Source organism: Clostridioides sp. ZZV14-6009 (assembly GCF_020658095.1).
Lineage (GTDB): Bacteria > Bacillota > Clostridia > Peptostreptococcales > Peptostreptococcaceae > Clostridioides.
This window is the reverse complement of record NZ_JAGWDG010000002.1, coordinates 256,306-276,454: the sequence shown is the minus strand read 5'-3', so window position 1 is coordinate 276,454 and position 20,149 is coordinate 256,306. Positions and strand designations below refer to the sequence as shown.

General features: G+C 28.5%; 20 protein-coding genes. 12 read left to right on the top strand and 8 right to left on the bottom strand.

The window, feature by feature from the left end; genetic code table 11:
* Positions 1 to 149: 149 nt before the first annotated feature.
* On the top strand, positions 150 to 413 hold the full coding sequence (locus KGF36_RS04585) for a hypothetical protein (RefSeq protein ID WP_227827246.1): 264 nt from the start codon (positions 150 to 152) through the stop codon (positions 411 to 413).
* Position 414: 1 nt separating this feature from the next.
* The gene (locus KGF36_RS04580) at positions 415 to 1,212 is read left to right on the top strand and encodes an N-acetylmuramoyl-L-alanine amidase (protein ID WP_227827247.1); all 798 of its coding nucleotides are present in this window, start codon (positions 415 to 417) and stop codon (positions 1,210 to 1,212) included.
* 169 nt (positions 1,213 to 1,381) lie between these two features.
* Here KGF36_RS04580 and KGF36_RS04575 read toward each other — a convergent pair whose 3' ends face one another.
* Both KGF36_RS04575 and KGF36_RS04570 read right to left on the bottom strand, forming a co-directional pair.
* Positions 1,382 to 1,837 carry a hypothetical protein gene (locus KGF36_RS04575; RefSeq protein WP_227434279.1) on the bottom strand — a complete coding sequence of 152 codons (456 nt, stop codon included), beginning with the start codon at positions 1,835 to 1,837 and terminating at the stop codon, positions 1,382 to 1,384.
* Between the two features lie 227 nt (positions 1,838 to 2,064).
* Positions 2,065 to 2,484: a helix-turn-helix domain-containing protein gene (locus KGF36_RS04570; protein WP_227827248.1), complete on the bottom strand. Its 420-nt coding sequence runs from the start codon at positions 2,482 to 2,484 to the stop codon at positions 2,065 to 2,067.
* Positions 2,485 to 2,782: 298 nt separating this feature from the next.
* Between KGF36_RS04570 and KGF36_RS04565 the strand changes: the two genes are divergently transcribed.
* Entirely contained in the window at positions 2,783 to 2,992 is a 210-nt protein-coding gene (locus tag KGF36_RS04565) for a helix-turn-helix transcriptional regulator (RefSeq protein WP_227434281.1), read from the top strand.
* Between the two features lie 37 nt (positions 2,993 to 3,029).
* Positions 3,030 to 3,239 (top strand): hypothetical protein, encoded by a 210-nt coding sequence (locus tag KGF36_RS04560; protein ID WP_227827249.1) that lies wholly within the window; start codon positions 3,030 to 3,032, stop codon positions 3,237 to 3,239.
* 231 nt (positions 3,240 to 3,470) lie between these two features.
* Here KGF36_RS04560 and KGF36_RS04555 read toward each other — a convergent pair whose 3' ends face one another.
* The 3 genes from KGF36_RS04555 to KGF36_RS04545 all read right to left on the bottom strand — a co-directional run bounded on the left by KGF36_RS04555 (position 3,471) and on the right by KGF36_RS04545 (position 7,365).
* A complete protein-coding gene (locus KGF36_RS04555; protein WP_227827250.1) occupies positions 3,471 to 3,878 on the bottom strand; it encodes a helix-turn-helix domain-containing protein in 408 nt (135 codons plus the stop codon).
* A 432-nt stretch (positions 3,879 to 4,310) separates the two neighbouring features.
* Positions 4,311 to 6,818 carry an MDR family MFS transporter gene (locus tag KGF36_RS04550; RefSeq protein WP_227827251.1) on the bottom strand — a complete coding sequence of 836 codons (2,508 nt, stop codon included), beginning with the start codon at positions 6,816 to 6,818 and terminating at the stop codon, positions 4,311 to 4,313.
* A gap of 4 nt (positions 6,819 to 6,822) precedes the next feature.
* Positions 6,823 to 7,365, bottom strand: a complete 543-nt coding sequence (locus KGF36_RS04545) for a TetR/AcrR family transcriptional regulator (protein ID WP_227827252.1) — start codon at positions 7,363 to 7,365, stop codon at positions 6,823 to 6,825.
* Between the two features lie 260 nt (positions 7,366 to 7,625).
* Between KGF36_RS04545 and glpK the strand changes: the two genes are divergently transcribed.
* On the top strand, positions 7,626 to 9,140 hold the full coding sequence (glpK, locus tag KGF36_RS04540; RefSeq protein WP_227839535.1) for a glycerol kinase GlpK: 1,515 nt from the start codon (positions 7,626 to 7,628) through the stop codon (positions 9,138 to 9,140).
* Between the two features lie 114 nt (positions 9,141 to 9,254).
* Here the strand turns inward: glpK and KGF36_RS04535 are convergent, their stop codons facing one another.
* A complete protein-coding gene (locus KGF36_RS04535; protein WP_227827254.1) occupies positions 9,255 to 9,884 on the bottom strand; it encodes a TrkA C-terminal domain-containing protein in 630 nt (209 codons plus the stop codon).
* Between the two features lie 587 nt (positions 9,885 to 10,471).
* Here KGF36_RS04535 and KGF36_RS04530 point away from each other — a divergent pair.
* From KGF36_RS04530 to KGF36_RS04515, 4 genes are read left to right on the top strand one after another with little or no spacing between them, the layout of a single operon-like run.
* Complete coding sequence (locus tag KGF36_RS04530) at positions 10,472 to 11,263, top strand: LamB/YcsF family protein (RefSeq protein WP_227827255.1); 792 nt, start codon at positions 10,472 to 10,474, stop codon at positions 11,261 to 11,263.
* A 28-nt stretch (positions 11,264 to 11,291) separates the two neighbouring features.
* Positions 11,292 to 12,512, top strand: coding sequence for an NRAMP family divalent metal transporter (locus tag KGF36_RS04525; protein ID WP_227827256.1), 1,221 nt, complete (start codon positions 11,292 to 11,294; stop codon positions 12,510 to 12,512).
* A gap of 19 nt (positions 12,513 to 12,531) precedes the next feature.
* Positions 12,532 to 13,227: a 5-oxoprolinase subunit PxpB gene (gene pxpB / locus KGF36_RS04520; protein ID WP_227854573.1), complete on the top strand. Its 696-nt coding sequence runs from the start codon at positions 12,532 to 12,534 to the stop codon at positions 13,225 to 13,227.
* A gap of 29 nt (positions 13,228 to 13,256) precedes the next feature.
* Positions 13,257 to 14,243, top strand: a complete 987-nt coding sequence (locus tag KGF36_RS04515) for a biotin-dependent carboxyltransferase family protein (RefSeq protein WP_227841945.1) — start codon at positions 13,257 to 13,259, stop codon at positions 14,241 to 14,243.
* 201 nt (positions 14,244 to 14,444) lie between these two features.
* Here KGF36_RS04515 and KGF36_RS04510 read toward each other — a convergent pair whose 3' ends face one another.
* Complete coding sequence (locus KGF36_RS04510; protein WP_227841944.1) at positions 14,445 to 15,011, bottom strand: helix-turn-helix domain-containing protein; 567 nt, start codon at positions 15,009 to 15,011, stop codon at positions 14,445 to 14,447.
* Between the two features lie 340 nt (positions 15,012 to 15,351).
* Here KGF36_RS04510 and KGF36_RS04505 point away from each other — a divergent pair, with 340 nt between their 5' ends.
* The 3 genes from KGF36_RS04505 to KGF36_RS04495 are packed head-to-tail and all read left to right on the top strand — an operon-like array spanning position 15,352 to position 19,708.
* Positions 15,352 to 16,419: a dipeptide epimerase gene (locus tag KGF36_RS04505; RefSeq protein ID WP_227841943.1), complete on the top strand. Its 1,068-nt coding sequence runs from the start codon at positions 15,352 to 15,354 to the stop codon at positions 16,417 to 16,419.
* A gap of 19 nt (positions 16,420 to 16,438) precedes the next feature.
* Entirely contained in the window at positions 16,439 to 17,599 is a 1,161-nt protein-coding gene (locus tag KGF36_RS04500; protein WP_227841942.1) for a DUF819 family protein, read from the top strand.
* A 12-nt stretch (positions 17,600 to 17,611) separates the two neighbouring features.
* Positions 17,612 to 19,708: a CocE/NonD family hydrolase gene (locus KGF36_RS04495; RefSeq protein ID WP_227827262.1), complete on the top strand. Its 2,097-nt coding sequence runs from the start codon at positions 17,612 to 17,614 to the stop codon at positions 19,706 to 19,708.
* A 96-nt stretch (positions 19,709 to 19,804) separates the two neighbouring features.
* Here KGF36_RS04495 and KGF36_RS04490 read toward each other — a convergent pair whose 3' ends face one another.
* Positions 19,805 to 20,149, bottom strand: a complete 345-nt coding sequence (locus KGF36_RS04490; protein WP_227434296.1) for a RidA family protein — start codon at positions 20,147 to 20,149, stop codon at positions 19,805 to 19,807.

The following is a 20,149-nucleotide window of genomic DNA, read 5'->3' as shown; positions in this document are numbered from 1 at the left end:
TATAGATTTAATTAATTTATAAAAGAAATAAAAAATTAAAACACTAAATATATAAGTAGCAGTGTCAAAATATAGAGTACTATATGATATTAAAATATAGTAAAAATTCAAGATGTAAGTATAAAAAAATTAGATGATAGGAGACTATAATGGATAAGTTAGTAACCGAATTGAGTAGTCTAGGGGCAATAGGGATATTATGTGCTCTTCTATTTAAAAACACTATGGAAGAGAAAAAAGAAGATAGAGATATGTACAAAAAAACTGTAGAGAATTTTATAGAATTATCTACTCAACAACAAGAAATAAATAAAAATATACTTGTACAGATGGGAATAATGAAGATAGATGTAGAGGAAATTAAAGAAAATGTAACTGATATAAAAGATATGTTACAAAAAGAAGATGTATAATATGAAAGTAGCAATAGTACCAGGTCACACATTGTCAGGAAAAGGAACTGGGGCAGTTGGCTATATAGACGAAGGAAAAGAAAACAGAATCCTAACAGACCTAATAGTAAAATGGCTAAAACTAGGAGGAGCAACAACATATACTGGTAAAATAGACAAATCAAATGAATATCTATCAGAACAATGCCAAATAGCCAACAAACAAGATGTAGACCTAGCAGTACAAATCCATTTTAATGCAAATAAAACAACTCTAAATCCTATGGGAACAGAAACAATATATAAAACAAATAACGGAGAAATATATGCAAAAAGAGTAAACTCAAAACTTTCAACTGTGTTTAAAAATAGAGGAGCGAAAGAAGATATAAGAAACCTATACTGGCTTAATCATACAAAAGCACCAGCAATACTAATCGAAACTTGTTTTGTAGACAGTAAAGTAGACACTGATTATTATATTAGAAGCAAACACACAATTGCAAAACTAATAGCAGAGGGAATTTTAAATAAAAATATAAAAGAAGAAGATAACTTACAGGAATCTTATGAAAATGTAATAGTATATTCTGGAGAAGTTGATAAAGCAATTGCAACCATAATGTCATTTTATATAGAAAAAAGCTTATTAATTGATATAAAGGACTATAAAAATAAAATGGCAAAAAATATTTTTTCTATAGGTGGAAAATCTACTGAAGTCGTAAAAAATTATTCTGATAAATATATTGAATTTGTTGGGCATGATAGAAAAGAAACTTTTGAGCTTGTGTTAAAGTACTTAGAAAAGCATAATTAAAATACAAATAAAGAAATATATATAAATAAATGTGTAAAACAAATAGATAGGAAACTTGAATAAATTAGCTTAATTAGAAAACTAAATAAAACGAAACAAATTGAAAAAATGAACAAATATAAAAGAGGTAGCATTAAATGCTACCTCTTTTTATAATTAAACTATAAAATTATTGTCTGTTAACTAAAATAGCTATCTTAGCATCTGGATTATAACTTATTTGAACCATTTGATTTTTCTTAATATGTTCAAGGTCTTCACCACCATAAGCAATTTGTAATTTAACTGGTAATTTACCTTGTTTTATGATAGCAACATACTCTTTTTTACCTTTTTTCTCTAAACTAATCAAATTGCCAACATAAGGTTTAAAGTTTTGATACTTTTTACTAGAATTTCTTATGTAGAAGAAAGCACCAACAGCAATAACTAAATTTATGCCAAGTGTAACCCAAGAATTGATTTTCAGCATAGCTCCAGCGATTATTATCACGAACATTAAAACGATAGGTAATATAGCCTTCTTAAGAAGTAATTTACCCATTATTTCATTAGCCTTTTTCTCAGGGCCACTCATAGTTTTTGATCTAGCAAATGATTGCGCGAATTTGTCTTTTAAGCCCATTTTATCCTCCTAATTTTAATAAATATTTAGTTATAATAACGAGAGATTACTTGAAACTAAAAATTTACTACATTTATATTATGTTTGACTTTTGTATAAATAATTACATTCAAGTAAAGCAAAATATACTAATTATTTTATCATAAAACTATAAAAAAGAAAATAAATGAAATAAAAATATTAGAGCAAAGAAATGATGTAAAATCGTATCAAAAGCAACATAAAAATTATTCATCTATTTTTTTATCTTTATTTTTATTATACTCAGTTTTTTCAAAGTCTTTCTCTTTTTCATATTCATGAAGTTTTAATTCAATCATACCTTCTATTTTTGCTCTATCATAATCACTTAGTTTTCTAAAGTTTTTTAAAAGTTTTATTTCATCAGAACTTATGCTATTAAATGGATAGTTTGGTGAGGAATCGCAAATTAAATTTGATTCTTGTGATATATTATCTCCATTTAATAGCCAGTCTACAGAAACATTAAATATATCAGCTATGGATTTTAATATCTCATAATTTGGTTTTCTAATATTTCTTTCAAATTTACTCAAATTATCACAGTTTAACATTTCTTCTAATTCATATTGCTTAAGTTTTTTTGTTTTTCTTAAATAAACAATTCTTTCTCCTAAAGTATCCATAAACACTCTCCATTCAATTAATGTCAGAAAGACTTTTTAAAATATAAATAGTTGCAAAATTAAGGTCAAAATGACATAAAAATATTGACTTAAGGTCAAAGTGACCTTATAATTAATTTAATGATACGAAATTACATCCTAATTTTAGCACAAAGTAATCAAAAAATCTTATTTAGTATTAAATAAATTCATGTACTTAATATTTGTACATATTTAAAAAATATACTAAACAGAGGGAGGTGTATAAATTTAATAATAAAATTAAATATAAATCCACTTAGAAAGGAAACTTGATTAAATGGATACTCGAAAAAAATGGATACCTTTTTTGGGAATACAGGTCAAGCAAAGGCTTATTGAATTAAACATGACTCAAAGAGAATTAGCAAAAAAAGTCGGTGTTAATGAAAACTATTTGTCAGCTATTTTAAATGGCAGAAGAACAGGAAAAAAATATAAATCATCAATTTATCAATTGCTTAATATAGAATATTCAGAAGAAGATTAATATTAATAACTAATATATGAAGAAGGGGCATATTATTATGTGTAAATTAGATTCAGAAGGGGTAATAGAGTGCTGTAGAGCAATTGATGATTTTATTACAGCTCTCAATGGTGTACGAAGTTTAAACATGGAAAAACTGGATATTTTAACTAAATATTCTACTTCATGTTCAATCCTTCTTAGAGAGGAAAATTACAAAGGATGTACAATTGTATATAAAAAGATGTTGGAAGAATTAAAGACATAAATAATATATTAATTAGAGATAGAAAGAATTACATAGTGAGATAGAATATTTTTAAAAACATATAAAAAACATATAAACTAAAATATGGATATGTTAATCTAACTACAATAAATGTGTTTGTAATTAAATTATAGTTTATTTGAGCAACTTAATATCCATATTTTAGTTGTCAATTTAGCACAAAAAAAGAATCTTTATAAATGATGTAAATTCGTATCAAGTTATGTATGTTTAAACTGGTTTATCGTTACTATCAGAAGGAGAATGTTTTTCTAATTCATTATATTCAGATATCTTAAACTCTAGCATTCCTTCTATTTTTATTTTATCACGTTCATTCAATTGCCTATAGAGATTTAATATCATCATTTCGTCATCAGTTACATGTAGATTATACAAATAATCTTCCTTATTTTCTTCAACACTATTATTGGAGTTTACTTTTTCTTTTCCATATAGAAGCCAGTCAGTGCTAACATCAAAATAATCAGCTATTGACATTAATATATCGCAATTAGGCTTCCTACCTCCAGTTTCAAACTTACCTAAGTTTTCAAATTTTAAAATATCCATAAGTTTACGCTGGGTAAGTTTTCTGGAGTTTCTCAAATAAGCAATTCTTTTTCCTAAAGTATCCATGAACACACTCCTTTCTTTTCATAAATAAAAGTCTAAATGACATTAAAAATCGAGATATATTCCTTTTGTTCTATAAAATTACTAAAATAAAGTCTAAATGACATTTTACTTAAATTAATATACTCATACTATGATTTTAACATATTATAATTGAAAATATATGGTTTATTTTGATTTATAGATATCTTTTAATAGGCAAAAGTAGATATTGAAAATAAAGTAGTTTTAATAATATATTTTATAGATTACTTTTAAAGTATACTTGGATATGAAAATATAATTTTCTAATAATGAAGAATATATAAAAATTATATTAAGAATAGATATTAGGAAGAGAATAGTATTATATTGTAGTTTATATTAGTTAAAGATAAAGAATTTCAAATGTTTAAAATATAGCATAAGCTTACAATATAATACTATTGGACTTGTTTATCTAGTTTTGTTTTCTTTATAGAATAACAATATTATGAATGCAAGTAAATTTACACAAAAAACTGTTATATACATCTGTCTAAATCCTAAATTTAGAGTAGATTGTAGTGTATTTTCTATTTTTATTTTATTGTTTTCTATAGAATTTATATAATCGAGTTTTGACTTATTAAAAGCTTTTGGTATTTCATCTTTTACTTCTTGTGTCTTTGCTAGAACTAATTGAAGCGATTTTTTTTGTTGCTCCATTGTGTCAAAACCTTTTTCCATGTCTTGTTTTTTATTCATGGAATCATTTAATTTTGTCTGAAGTTCTTTCTTTTGAGATTCCATGTTTTTAAGTTTTTTACGTAATTGTTTTCTTTGAGACTTAGTTTTTTGTAATTTGGTATTTAACTCAGCTCTTGCTTTTTTAAGTTGTTGTATTTGAGCATTTAGAGCTTCTTTTTTTTCATTTAAATTTGATTTATTCTCACTAGAATTATTATTTTTATTTTCTGTAGAATCATTTTTATTACTGTTTGAGTCAGAATTACTAGTGTTATTTTGTTCTTGATTATTTGATGAATTTTCGTTATCAGGAGGAGTAGTACCTTGTGGTATTGTAGGTATTTTATTATAAGCAAGTGTCATTTCATTTATAGCTTTATCTTGTTTTTTTATACCTTGTTCCATACCTTTTATGCCTTTATCAGTTCCAGCGATACCTTTTTTTATTCCAGCTATTCCTTGATTAATACCAGTTCTAGCTTTTACCATATTGTCAATACCAGTTTGAATTCCTTTGATGCCACTGTTTAGTTTGTTTTCGCCTTCCTCAATACCATTTATTCCACTTTGAGTACCATCTATTCCTTTTTGAACATTTGATTCTATTTTTGTAATTACAGAAGGAACTTTTTCATCAAACATTGTTGTTGATATTTCTTTTGTGATGTTGGTAATATTGGTTGTATCTGCTGATTGAACTTTGTCTAGTAAGTATTTTGGTAGTTTGCCATCTGTCATATCCATATTAATACTTGATGAATCGTTCATATTTGGTATAGAAATATTTTTTAAATTCTTAGCCATTTCTGGGTCTGACTTTAAATCATCTATCATAGTTTCAAGTTCTTCAAGTTGAACTATTTTAGGTGTTGATGGCTTACCAACTATATCCATAATATTATCCTGTACAGATAATCCCGCATGTGCTATAAATCCAATCATTATTGCAGGCGAAATTGAAGTTCCAATTGAGCGTATCAGAGATAGTGTTGCAAGTGCAGAATTAGATTCTTCTATTTTTGTATTTGAAAGCATCATGTAATTTAAAGGTGTTCCCATAGTAAATCCCATTCCTAATCCCATAAATATTAGACTTACACATACACTAAATACTGTATTGGTTTTTAGTGCAATTAAAACTAGATAAAGAGAGCCTATCATAGATACTGAAAATCCAAGTAATAGTATCTTTTTTGCACCAAATTTATCGATAAGTCTTCCACTCAGAGGGGCAGCGATACCTGCAAATAATCCTAATATGGCAACAAAATATCCACCAGAACCAGCATTTATTTTTAATGCATTTTCAGCATATTGTGGAACAAATACCATACCCATCATTCCAATGCCAACAATTAAAGATAGAATGAGTACTATTAGTATTCTTGGATTTAAAAAATATTCGAAATTCAAAATAGGGTCTTTAGCTTTATTTTCAACAAATATAAAAATAGGTATAAGTATTATAAATGTCAATAAATAAGGATAAACTGATGTATCTTGTATAGAATTTTTAAAATTAAAAAAGTCTATATTCATAAGACCATATAACAAAGATACTATTATACATATCAACATTAATGTTCCTAATTTATCTATTTTCTCTGTAGATGGAGACTTATTATTTTTAATAAATAGTATTCCTCCAATAATTATAACCAAGCATATTGGAAGATTAACAAAAAACAACCATTTCCAATTTTGAGTTCCAAATATACTTAGTATTGTACTACCTATACTTGAGCCTAAAATATTTGCAATACCATAGGTTGCTCCAACTAAACCTAAAGCCATGCCTCTTTTGTTTTCTGGGAAAGTGGTTCCAAATTCTGCTGTAGCAATTGGCATAATTCCGCCTCCACCAATAGCTTGTATAACACGGCCAATTAGTAAAATATAAAAGTTGGAAAATAATGATGATAATCCACAGATTAATGAACCACTACCAAATAGAAATATACTAACTAAATATACATATTTTCTTCCTATTTTATCTGCTAATTTACCAGAGATAGGGATTACAGACGCATATGTTAGTGTATATATAGTAATCATCCAAATTCCTGTTTTTTCATTTACACCTAGGCTATTTTGTATAATTGTTCTTGCTGGTGATACTATTCCAGTATCAATAGCTCCCATAAATATACCTAGAAGATAGAGAGTGAGTACTAAAAATAACTTTGGATTATTATCTTTGCTTTGAACACTAGTATTAGAATTCAAGGTAAACACCACCTTAATGTATTAATTTTTCAATATATGGCTTTAAATCTTCAAATTCTATATGAAGATATGTTGAGTATGAAAAAAACATTTTGATTATGATATTACATACTAATTTATCATTATTAAAGAAATTTTCTTGTTCTAAAGCTTCATATACTTTATTTGAAAGTTGCTCATGAAAATCATTTTTATGTTTTTTCATTTCGATAAATCTTTCCACTCCAAAAGTATCTAAAAAATCATCATATTGAATATTATGAACCTTGTTTATAAAATTTCTTATTTCTGTAAAGATAATATTTAGTTTTTCAATGTAATTATCACTATTTTTATTAGAGTATTCAATTCGCCTTATCAATAAATCCCATTCTGATTTTGTAATATATTCTATTATTTCTTGTTTTGATTTGAAGTAATTATATACTGTACCTGCGCTTATACCACACCTTTGAGCTATTTTTCTTATACTAATATTTGAGTAATCTTCTTCCAAAATCATATCTCGAGACACTTTTAGTATATCTTCCTTAACGTTTTCTAAAATCTTAGGCATATGACCACCTCTTCTATTAAAATTATTATGAACACTGTTTATTATAAACCTTTAAAATTTATTAATCAATATGAAAGCTATAATGTATAATATTAATATATAGATATGATGTAAAATAAATGTCTTATTATATAAGTATTTAATCTAATTAAATTTATATTTTTTATATTTAAACAGGAATATGTACTAAAATTATGTAATATTAGATTTTTCTTTTTAATAAGTTAATAATATTATTATATGATAAGGAGAGTAAAATGATGGAAAAGAAGTATGTAATGGCACTAGACCAAGGAACAACTAGTTCAAGAGCTATATTATTTAATAAAAAAGGTGAAATAGTAAAAATTGCGCAAAAGGAATTTAAACAGATTTATCCAAAAGCTGGCTGGGTAGAACATGACCCTATGGAAATATGGGGTTCACAAAGTGGGGTAATGAGAGAGGTCATAGAAACAGCAGGTATAAGACCAGAAGAAATTGCTTCAATAGGTATAACTAATCAAAGAGAGACTACCATTGTTTGGAGTAGGTATACTGGGAAACCGATTTATAACGCAATAGTATGGCAATGTAGAAGAACATCAGAAATCTGTGATGTACTCAAAAGTAAAGGATTAGAGGAATCGATAAAGGAAAAAACGGGTCTTTTGATAGATGCATACTTTTCAGCAACAAAAATAAAGTGGATACTAGATAATGTAGAAGGTGCTAGAGAAAAAGCAGAACAAGGCGAATTATTATTTGGTACTATAGATACATGGTTAATATGGAACTTAACGCGTGGAAAAGTACATATAACAGATTATTCAAATGCATCTAGAACGATGATGTACAATATAAATAACTTAGAGTGGGATAAAGACATACTACGAGAACTAGATATACCAATAAGTATGTTACCAGTAGTAAAACCTTCTAGCTATGTCTATGGTCATACAGATGAACGTATGCTATCAGGAGCTAAAATACCTATTGCTGGATGCGCAGGAGACCAACAAGCAGCCTTGTTTGGTCAAAATTGTATTGAAGAAGGTACTGCAAAAAATACTTATGGAACAGGTTGCTTTCTACTTATGAACACAGGTAACAATATAGTTAAATCTAAACATGGTTTGCTTACAACAATTGCTTGGGGTGTTGATGGAAAAGTAACTTATGCATTAGAAGGAAGTATATTTATTGGAGGGGCATCTATCCAATGGCTTAGAGATGAACTTAAAATGATTGAATCTGCAAGCGATAGTGAAATTTATGCAAATAGAGTAGAAGATACTAATGGTGTGTATGTAGTACCTGCATTTACAGGTCTTGGTGCTCCATATTGGGATATGTATGCTAGAGGGTCAATATTGGGTATTACAAGAGGTGCAAAAAAAGAGCATATAATTAGAGCAACATTGGAATCAATTGCGTACCAAACAAAAGATGTATTAGAAGCAATGCAACACGATTCAAAATTAAAATTAAAGTCATTAAAGGTTGATGGAGGAGCAAGTAATAATAATTTCTTAATGCAATTCCAGTCAGATATACTAAATGTAGATATAGATAGACCTAAAATAGTAGAAACTACAGCTTTGGGAGCTGCTTATTTAGCAGGATTGTGTGTAGGATTCTATATTGGAAGAAATGAAATTACATCAAAATGGTCAGTCGAAAAAGAGTTTAATCCAAATATGAGTGAAGAGAAGAGAAGTAGATTATATAAAGGTTGGAAGAAAGCTGTGTCAAGAGCTTTAAGTTGGGAAAAAGAAGATGAGCAAGACCTTTAAAGGTTAGATGCATTTGAATTTAAAAGTAGGGCTTTTGTAAAGCTCTACTTTTTTATTTTTACTTTTTTATTCTCAAATTTATATTTTTGTATAGTTGTAACCAAGTAGTATAATCTATTTTTCATTTTCGTATAAAAACATTGGTATAGAATTATAAATATGCTGGTCTCCAACAACCAAAAGAATATCTCCTTCTAAAAATTCAATATATGGACCAGGAGAGATTATAAGTTCCTCACCTCTTTTAATTGCAACGATTGTAGCCCCTGTATTTTGCCAAAACTTAGTTTGTGCAGCTGTTTGGCCAATGTACTTACAATTAGAATTTATTGTGAACTGAACGGGCACTAAGGGGTTTATTATTTCGAGTCTATTAGAATAATCTATAATTTTATTTATAGTATCTAAGATTTCATTTTCTAGATTTGATTTAGTATCTATTAAATTGTAAAGTGTTGATTTATATGATGATATATTTGTAATGTCTCTATATTTTTTTATAAAAGAAGAAGCTTTGCCTGGTGATAATACAATAACACCTTTACCTTTTATGCTTTTAACAACACCAATATCTTCTAAAATTTTAACAGCTCTCCTTATAGTTTCTGGTGATACGTTGTATTTACCAGCCAAAACAGAGCGTCCAAACAATACTGAATCTTCCTGTATTTCACCTGTATATATTTTATTTGCAATATCCAAAGCTATCTTTTGGTATATTGGCATAGTATAGTTTTTTTCCATTGTTTTTCCTCCAATATAAAATTTATGTTAAAAAATATATAATCTTAATAATACTATTGTATAATTTATAAATTTATATGTCTACATTATGTACAAATATTGTCGTTTTTTTAAAATAATATTTTAACGTGCATTTAGTATACATATTTTTATTTTGCTCTTCAAAGTATGTAATGAAGTATTTAAGGGAATGTAAAGACATTCTATGGAGAAAAATAAATAATTATATAGATGAAATAAACAAATGAATGAAAAAAAACACTTCTGTCTTGCATATAAAGTTATTAAAATTGAAAAATGCTTTAAAAATGAAAGTCAAAAGCTATAATTTATCTATAAATAATTAATTATTAACTAAAAAATAGGAAAAATGTTTTTTGAAAAAGAACTACAAATGAATGTCGATTTAAAATAATTGCAAAAAAATTCCTTAAATGGTAAAATTATATTAATTAAATGTATTGAAATAGTTGGAAAAATAAAAATGCATACAAGTAATAAAATATTTCATGCAATATATATAATAAACAAAATTTAAAAATTAAAACTACTTATTCTATCAAAATGTTAGCAAGGGGGGTCATAAATTGTATAAAGTAGATTTAAATAGCGATTTAGGAGAAAGTTTTGGAACATATAAGATTGGTTTAGATGAAGAAGTCTTAAAATATATTTCATCAGCTAATATAGCCTGTGGATTTCATGCAGGAGATCCTAGTCACATGGATAAAACAGTAAAACTTGCCAAAGAAAATGGAGTTAAAATAGGAGCACATCCAGGTTTTTTAGATTTAATAGGATTTGGAAGACGTGAGATGAAAATAACAAAACAAGAAGCTAAAGATTATACAAAGTATCAATTGGGAGCATTAATGGCATTTGCAAGTTCAAATGGATGTAATATACAGCATGTAAAGCCACATGGAGCTTTATACAATATGGCTGCAAAAGATAAAAATTTAGCCATGGCTATTTGTGAAGCTATATATGAAGTTAATAAAGATATTACTTTGTTAGGGCTATATAATAGTGAAATGATAAGTTCAGCTAAAGAGATTGGACTTAAGTTTGCAAATGAAGTATTTGCAGATAGAGCCTATGATAGCAACGGTTTTTTGGTTCCAAGAAATGTAGAAGGAGCCGTTATACATGATACAGAAACTGCAATAGATAGAGTTGTTAAGATGGTAAAAGAAGGAACAGTGGAAACTATAACTGGTGAAATTATACATATTAAAGCAGACTCTATATGTGTGCATGGAGACAATCCAAAGGCAATAGAGTTTGTTAAAGAAATAAGAAAACGTTTTGAATTAGAAAGTATAGAAGTTTGTCCATTAGAAAATATGGAAGTTTGTTCATCAGAGGACATATTGTAAGGTTGATAATATGAGGGGGAAATAAAATATGAGTACAAAAAATATTACTGATAAAGAAAAAGGTAAAAAAGACGTTGGGGCACTTATAGGAGCCGCATTTATAATGGCAACATCAGCAATTGGGCCAGGGTTTTTAACTCAGACAGCACAGTTTACTCAAGATTTTGGGCCAAGTTTTTCATTTGTAGTATTAATTACAACTATCCTTTTTATAGGAGCTCAAGTAAATGTATGGAGAGTAATTGGTGTATCAGGGCTTAGAGGTCAAGATATAGCAAATAAAATAGTACCTGGCTTGGGTTACTTTGTAGCTTTTTTAGTAGGCCTTGGTGGATTAGCTTTTAATATAGGAAATGTTGGTGGAGCTGCACTTGGTATGAATGTAATGTTTAATATGAATATGACATTAGGAACTATATTAAGTGGGTTAATAGCAATATTTGTATTTATGTCAAAGAATTCAAATTCTTTAGTAGATAAGATAACTAAGTTTTTAGCATTAGGCATGATAATTATAGTTGGATATGTAGCAATATCAAATCATCCTCCTGTTGGAGAAGCAGTTTATAGAATGGTAAAACCAGAAAATCCAAAGACATTGATATTTCCAATAATAACTCTACTTGGAGGAAGTGTTGGAGGATATATAACATTTGCTGGAGGACATAGATTAATAGATGCTGGAATAACAGGTGAAGAAAATATAAAAGAAATAACTAAATCATCTCTTTTAGGGATATTGGTTGCAACTATGATGAGGGTACTTCTATTTTTAGCAATATTAGCAGTAGTTTCAAAAGGGCTTCAACTTGACCCAGAAAATCCAGCAGCTTCAGCTTTCAAGTTTAGTGCAGGAGCGATAGGATATAAATTCTTTGGGCTTGTATTATGGTCTGCTGCAATTACATCAGTTATAGGAGCTGCTTATACATCAGTTTCCTTCTTAAAGACGTTAAATCCTTTTATAGCAAAAAATGAAAAGTACTTTATAATAGCATTTATAGCTATATCAACACTTATAATGGCATTTATAGGTAAACCAGCAACTCTATTAATTTTAGCAGGTGCTTTAAATGGTTTAATACTTCCAATAACTTTAGGAATAATGCTTATAGCATCTAAGAGAAAAGATATTGTTGGTGATTATAAACATCCTACATGGCTTTTGATATTTGGATTAATAGTAGTTTTAATATCTGCTTATGCAGGAATAACTTCTCTTAGTAGTCTAAGTACTTTATTTGCTTAATTTAGAAGAGGTGACATTTATGGAAACTAGATACTTGCTATCAGGAGACAAAGCAGTAGTTGCTGAATTTGGAAATGAGATATCAGAAGATATAAATAAAAAAGTAATTTCGTTTATGAGAGCGATAGAAATATCAAATCTTAAAGGTATTGTTACAGAAATGGTGCCAACATACAGGTCACTTATGATAAGTTACAATCCCTTGAAAATAGATTTTGATAGTTTAATTGAGAGTTTAAAAAAAATAGAAAATAATTTAGAAAGTATAGAGCTACCAAAACCTAAAATGCATGAAATTCCAGTATGTTATGATAAGGTATTTGGTATAGATATTGAAACTGTTGCAAGCTACAATAATCTGACTGTAGATGAAGTCATAAATATACACACAGGCAGAGAGTATTTAATATATATGTTAGGATTTACTCCTGGATTTCCATATCTAGGTGGAATGGATGAAAGAATAGCTACACCTAGATTAGAAGTACCAAGAATTAAAATTTACGGTGGAAGTGTGGGAATAGCTGGTTCTCAGACAGGTGTATATCCTATAGATAGCCCTGGTGGATGGCAAATAATTGGGAGAACACCTTTAAAACTATATGATGAAAATAGAGAAGAGCAAATTTTACTTCGAGCTGGAGATTTTATAAAGTTTGTTCCAATAACTTTAGATGAATTTATAGAAATTGAAAAAAATAATTTAAGTGTTTAAAAATAGTGATAATGCAGGGAGTGGTATATATGGGATTTAAAGTAGAATTAGGAGGTTTCCAAACATTAATACAAGACAGAGGTAGAGTTGGATATGGACAATATGGTGTATCTGGGTGTGGAGCAATGGACGAATATGCACATAGAGTAGGAAATATATTAGTTGGAAATTCTGAAGATGAAGCTTCTTTGGAGGTTCTAATGTTAGGTCCTACAATTACCTTTGATGAATATACACAAATAGCAGTAACTGGCGGAGATTTAGGAGCTAGAATAAATGGAAAAGAGATTCAAAATTGGAGGTCATATCAAATAAATCCTGGTGACATATTATCATTTAGAGGTGTAAAATCAGGAGCTAGAGCATATGTATCAATAGCTGGTGGAATAGATGTGCCACTTGCAATGGGAAGTAAATCAACTTATACAAGAGCTAAGATTGGTGGATTTGAAGGTAGAGCACTTAAAAAAGGCGATTATATAAATACTTTTGCTCAGGAAAAAGATTTTACAATAAATAAAAAATTAAATTCAAAATATATTCCAAATTATAGTTCAGAAATAGTACTGAGAATTGTAAAAGGCCCTCAATTTGATGCTTTTTCTAAAGATGAAGTAGAAAAATTCTTATCAAATGAATACAAAGTTACAAATGAAATAGATAGAATGGGTTGTAGACTAGATGGAGAGAGTATAAAGCACCTTAATGGAGCAGATATTATCTCTGATGGTATTTCTTATGGAGCTATACAAGTACCTGGACATGGGAAACCTATTATAATGCTATCAGATAGACAGACTAGTGGTGGCTATACTAAAATAGGGAATGTTATAAGTGTAGATTTATATAAGTTGTCACAAGCAAAACCAAATGATGTAGTAAAGTTTGAGTTTGTAGATATATATGAAGCTCATAGATTATTGAGAGAACAAGAAGATAAGATTCAAGATATATATAAAAGTATGAAAAATATAAGAGTTGTTAAAGCCAAAGTATTAAATGATATAGCGGTTTAATTTAAATTTAATTAATATTAATTTTTGTTACAATTTAAAATACAATTTAGAAATAGCTATTTACTATTTGCCATTATTAAAATGGTTTGAATTAGTCAAATAGCTATTTTTATTTGAGTAGATACATTAATTTTAAAAGAGCTTACGTTTTGGTTCTATGTATTAAACATTTTAAGTATTAAACAATTGTATTATAGATATTTACTTGGACTTTATCGGCCAAATGGGAGGTGATATAACACCATATCCACGAGCTATTGTATCTTTACTTGGATTGATGATTTTATGAGGTACATTGGCTTTTATAAATGTTGAGTCCCCTGGATTTAATCTTACTATTTTTTCACCCATACAAATATCAACTATACCACTTGTTACTACCATGATTTCCTCTGATGCATGATAGATACAATCTTTAGCATCTTCACTTTCTGGATTAAGTTCAAATTCTACAAGTAAAATTGAAGGTGCAAAATCAGCTGTTGGCATTGGAGATACTATCTCATAAAACATTTCACTTTTTGGAAACTTCATCATAACTCTATCTTCTTTTCTGATGACTAAATCATCAGTATTATTATCATCCATAAACATATATAAAGGAGTATCTAAAACTTCAGCGATTTTTCTTAATGAAGACAGGGATGGTTCGATAGCATCTCTTTCGATTTGAGATATATAACTTATAGATAAGTCTGTCAATTTGGAAACATCACTTAGTGTTTTTTTCTTGTTTTTTCTTATATTTCTCATTTTTTCCCCTAGCATAAGAACCTCCAAATAATAAAATTTATACAAAATATTCGATTAAAACAAAGTAATTATAGCATAACATAGAAGTAGTAGCAAGAAAGATGCATGGAAGATTTTAAGAATTAGCAATTAGTGAGATGCAAATAAAATCTTATAAAAATAAATTATTGATGAATTAATATAATGCAGAAGAATTTAATTTATGATTATTAATTTAAAGGGTGGTATTGTAGAATATTTTAGAAAAAAGTAAATTTTCAGTAAATTATATTGACAGAAGTATTGAAGTAATAATATAATTTGAAGTGTAAAAGTAAAAAAATTAAATTATTACTTCAAAAATAAGGAGGTTAACATGAAAATAACAGATATTAAATTTGAGAAATTAAGAATTAAATTAAGAAAGCCTGTTGTAGTTTCGTTTGGAACAATTGAATATGGAGAGAGCATAATCTTAAAAATTGAGACTGATGAAGGTTACTATGGATTTGGAGAAGCTGCTCCTCTTGCAGCAGTTACAGGTGAAGCTTTAGATACTGTACTTTCTATATTAATTATGTTTAAGAAGGAACTTATAGGTAAAGACCCATTGGATATTGAAACTATACATACAATTATGGATGGAATCATAATAGGTAATACTTCTGCTAAAGCAGCAATTGATATAGCTTTGTATGACCTTAAAGGTAAAATTATGAATGTACCTCTTTATAAGGTTCTTGGAGGATATGATAACAAAGTTCAAACAGATGTAACTATAGGTATAGATAAACCAGAGAAAATGGCGGAAGAAGCACTGGGAAGAGTTAGAGAAGGTTTTAGAATATTGAAGCTTAAAGCTGGAATAAGACCTGAAGAAGATATTGAAGCTGTAAAATTAATTAGAGAAGCTGTTGGAGATAATATAAGAATTAGAATAGATGCAAATCAAGGTTGGAATGTAAATAGTAGTATAAATACTATCAAAAAACTAGAAAAATTTGGTGTTGATGCGATTGAACAAGCACTTCCACATTGGGATTTAGATGGAACTGCCTACATAAGAAATAAGAGTAATACCAAGATTATGATAGATGAGTCATTACATTCACCAATAGATGCAATTAAAGCTATAAAGAAAAATGCAGTTGATACGTTTAATATCAAGTTAATGAAATCTGGCGGAATTTATCCTGCAATAAAAATCAACAATATAGCTGAAGCAAGTGGGGTTAATTGTATGTTAGGATGTATGCTTGAAACAAGGATTGGTATAACAGCAGCAGCCAATTTAATAGCATCTAAGAAGAATATAACAGAAGCTGACCTTGATAGTTTTATGTTTTGTGAAGAATTAGAAAGTATATCTGGAGGATTTGAAATGGATGGAGATATTATGAATCTTGTAAATAAACCAGGTTTAGGAATAGAAGTGAACTTATGATGAAATTAGGGGGTTAAATATGAATACACTTTTTTCAAGTACAGGTAGTATACTTGCAATAATGACAGCTATGATTGCATTTGGACTTTACTTACAAAAATATAAAGTAACTAAAAGCTTAGGACCAGCACTTACAATAATCATAATGGGAATAATACTTTCAAATTTAAAAGTAGTTCCAGTAAGTACAGAATTATATGGAACTATTTCTACATATGCTATACCAGTTTCCATGACTATAATGTTGATGAGTGTTGACTTAAAAGAAATGACAAAGCTATCAAGAGAGCCTTTAATAGCAATTTTTGTGGCAGTATTGACAGTAAGCATAATGGCGTTTTTATTTGGATTGGTATTTGCAGGCGAAATATCAGAAGGATGGAAAGTCGCAGGGATGTTTGTAGGTACATATACTGGAGGAAGCGCTAATCTTACAGCTATTGGAACTGGTCTTAATGTAAGTAGGCAGACTCTAGCAGCAGCAAATGCAGCAGATTATGTAATTGGAGTTCCAACATTAATATTTATGTTTGCACTTCCAGCAGTATTAAAAAATTCGAAGAAATTTCAAAAGTTTTGGCCATATCATGTAGAAGAATCGGAATTAGAAGATTGCCAGAACGAAGAATTTATGCAATCAAAAGAGTGGAGTATAAAAGATATTGCTTGGATGTTGGCTATAGGTTTTGTTGTTACAGAGATTGCAACAATACTTTCAGGATATTTTAGTTCAAGTTTTAGTAGTGCAGCAAGAATTCTTTTAGTTACAACAATTTCGATTATAATTGCTCAGTTAAAACCAGTAAAAAAATTAAAGGGTAATTTAGATTTAGGATTATTTGTTGCATTATTCTTTTTATGTACAATAGGATTTTCAGTAGATATAAAAGAGTTTTTAGGTTCAACTTTTACTATAACGTTTTACTGCTTTAGCATAATATTTGCTTCATTTGCCTTCCATCTATTTGTAACTAGAATGTTAAAGATAAAGTACCAATATGTAATACTTTCTATAGTAGGAGCAATTGCTGATGGTCCAACATCAGCTTTAGTAGCTGCTTCAGCAAAATGGAATTCGCTTGTAAGTGTAGCTGTAGTTATGGGGGTAATTGGTGGAGTATTAGGAAATTATGCAGGCATATCGGTGGCATATGCAATAAAAATGTTTCTTGGTCTATAGGAGGTGACTTTATTGAGAAAGTTTAAGTTATATATATCTGGTTTATATAGTGGTAATGTAGTATTTGACGAAGTTTTACTTATTGAAAAGCTGAATCCTTTTACAAATGAAATAGAAGAAATAAAACCTATGAGTAAAGAGGAAGGCACATATTATTTAAATCTTACAAAAATAGATTTGAAATTTTTATTTGAAAAATTTAATGTTTATAGCAATAGTTTAATAAACACAGACAAAAGTATAGTTGTAAATGAGTTAGGAGAAACATATTCTAAGTTTAATGACTATATCTGGGTTCAAAGAAATAAAAAATTTCCTTTAGATGTAATTGTTTTGGATAATAAAGTAGTTGGATTTATATGTTTGTCTAGGGAAACTTGTACTATATTAATTATGGATGGATATGAGGATTATACGATATTAAAAGAGTGGAAAAAAACACATGAAAATGAAGAGATATATCCTATAAAATTTGATGGAAATTACATGATTGATATGAAAGATGGAATAAAACTTTCTACAGATGTATATCTTCCTAAGTTTGAAGACTCTACTAAAAAAGTACCCACAATTCTTATGAGAACTCCATATGGAAAAGAAAATGATAAAGAAATATATTATAAGTATGTACAAAGGGGATATGCTGTTGTAATACAAGATGTCAGGGGAAGAAATGAATCAGAAGGTAAGTGGGAGCCTATGATATATGAAAGAGAAGATGGAGATAGTACTATAAATTGGATAGTAGCACAAGAATGGTCAAATGAAGTTGTTGGAATGCTGGGAGCATCATACCTTGGTTATGTTCAATGGGCAGCTGCATCTTCAGGAAACAAACACCTAAAAGCTTTAATTAGTATAGTTACAGCAGGTAGCCCTTTCATTGATATACCAAGAAAAGGTGGAGCTTTTGTATCTGGAATGCTTGCATGGGCATTTATGGTATCAAGAAATAAAGTTGATAGAAGTAAAATGATAAGAGATGACTGGGATGATGTTTTAAATATAAGACCAATACAAAATATACCTATTGAAGCACTTGGATATAGAATAGAATTTTTAGAAGAGTGGATAAAAAGAGTAGAAAAGGATGAATATTGGGATAGGATGGATTGGCATCTAAAAAAAGATAAAATAAATGTGCCTGCATTAGTCATATCTGGATGGTATGATGATAATGGTATGGGTACTACAGAAGCTTTGGATGTAATAAAAAATTATGAAAGAGGAAAGAGAAAGGCTATATTAGGTCCATGGATGCATAATTCAAACACTATAAGGGATATAAATGATATTCCTTTTGGAGATAATTCATTGAGGTATGATGTAGACTATAACTATCTATTATGGTTTGATAAATACTTAAAAGGAATAGAAAATGATATAGATAAGACTGCTCCAATAGAGTATTATTCAGTAGGTTCGAATGAATGGAAGATGGCAGAAAATTGGCCAATAGAAAATAAAATAGATAAAAGCATCTATTTAATAAGTGGTGGAAATGCTAATACATCTTTAGGGGATGGAAAACTATCTTTTGAAGAATGTTCAAAATATAGTTATGATAGCTACATATATAATCCAAAAGACCCTTCAATACAGTTGATTGATATGTCAGAAAATGAAGTGGGAGTTCCAAATAATTATAAAGATTTGGAGAAAAGAAGTGATATGTTGTGTTATACATCAGATGCTTTTAGTGAAGAATTTACTATAACAGGTGATATAAAGTTGGAATTCTTTGCATCAAGTTCTGCAAAAGATACTGATTGGGTCATAAAAATTATGGATGTGGATTCAGATGGAAACTCAATTAAATTAGCTGATGGTATACTAAGTGCTAGATTCAGAAATAGTTTTTATAAGTCAGAATTTATGGAAGAAGGAGAAATTTATAAGTTCACAATAACAACTTCAAAAATATCAAATACATTTAAAACTGGACATCGAATTAGGTTAGATATAACATCTAGTGCAAAAAACTTTATATTCCAAAATAGTAACACTAAAGATGGTTATAACAGTATTGAGTATATAAAAGCAAAAAATACAATTTATCATGGAAGTAAATACCCATCTAGATTGATAGTGCCAATAGAAAATAATTAAATTAATAAATTAAATAATAAGGAGATATAGTATAAATCAATACTATATCTCCTTATAGGTTAAAGTGATTATATTTACTTATTAAAGTTAAAGAAATTATTTTGTAGCCGCAACAACGCTCATTTCAACTAATAAGTGCTCTCTAGCAAGTCTAGCTTCAACACAAGCTCTAGCAGGTTCAAATCCTTTTTCAACCCAAGCATCCCATACAGAGTTCATAGCTTCAAAGTCTTTCATATCTCTTAAATAAATAGTAACAGATAGTAAATGTTGTTTGTCTGAACCGTATTTGTTTAATAAATCTTCTATTTTATTTAAAACTTCAGTAGTTTGCTCAACTACTCCTCCTTCAGCATGAGTTTGTCCACATAAATAAACTGTATTGTTGTGAACTACAGCTCTACTCATTCTTCCAGTTCCTTCATATCTTTTTATTTCCAT

Bases quoted from the DNA above. Each gene is read 5' to 3' on its own strand.
- KGF36_RS04565 (WP_227434281.1), top strand. From the start codon at position 2,783: ATGGATACTCGAAAAAAATGGATACCTTTTTTGGGAATACAGGTCAAG.
- KGF36_RS04570 (WP_227827248.1), bottom strand. From the start codon at position 2,484: ATGGATACTTTAGGAGAAAGAATTGTTTATTTAAGAAAAACAAAAAAA.
- pxpB (WP_227854573.1), top strand. From the start codon at position 12,532: ATGGAAACTAGATACTTGCTATCAGGAGACAAAGCAGTAGTTGCTGAA.
- KGF36_RS04535 (WP_227827254.1), bottom strand. From the start codon at position 9,884: ATGGAAAAAAACTATACTATGCCAATATACCAAAAGATAGCTTTGGAT.
- KGF36_RS04560 (WP_227827249.1), top strand. From the start codon at position 3,030: ATGTGTAAATTAGATTCAGAAGGGGTAATAGAGTGCTGTAGAGCAATT.
- KGF36_RS04545 (WP_227827252.1), bottom strand. From the start codon at position 7,365: ATGCCTAAGATTTTAGAAAACGTTAAGGAAGATATACTAAAAGTGTCT.
- KGF36_RS04575 (WP_227434279.1), bottom strand. From the start codon at position 1,837: ATGGGCTTAAAAGACAAATTCGCGCAATCATTTGCTAGATCAAAAACT.
- KGF36_RS04505 (WP_227841943.1), top strand. From the start codon at position 15,352: ATGAAAATAACAGATATTAAATTTGAGAAATTAAGAATTAAATTAAGA.
- KGF36_RS04525 (WP_227827256.1), top strand. From the start codon at position 11,292: ATGAGTACAAAAAATATTACTGATAAAGAAAAAGGTAAAAAAGACGTT.
- KGF36_RS04515 (WP_227841945.1), top strand. From the start codon at position 13,257: ATGGGATTTAAAGTAGAATTAGGAGGTTTCCAAACATTAATACAAGAC.
- KGF36_RS04585 (WP_227827246.1), top strand. From the start codon at position 150: ATGGATAAGTTAGTAACCGAATTGAGTAGTCTAGGGGCAATAGGGATA.
- KGF36_RS04580 (WP_227827247.1), top strand. From the start codon at position 415: ATGAAAGTAGCAATAGTACCAGGTCACACATTGTCAGGAAAAGGAACT.
- KGF36_RS04500 (WP_227841942.1), top strand. From the start codon at position 16,439: ATGAATACACTTTTTTCAAGTACAGGTAGTATACTTGCAATAATGACA.
- glpK (WP_227839535.1), top strand. From the start codon at position 7,626: ATGGAAAAGAAGTATGTAATGGCACTAGACCAAGGAACAACTAGTTCA.
- KGF36_RS04490 (WP_227434296.1), bottom strand. From the start codon at position 20,149: ATGGAAATAAAAAGATATGAAGGAACTGGAAGAATGAGTAGAGCTGTA.
- KGF36_RS04510 (WP_227841944.1), bottom strand. From the start codon at position 15,011: ATGCTAGGGGAAAAAATGAGAAATATAAGAAAAAACAAGAAAAAAACA.
- KGF36_RS04555 (WP_227827250.1), bottom strand. From the start codon at position 3,878: ATGGATACTTTAGGAAAAAGAATTGCTTATTTGAGAAACTCCAGAAAA.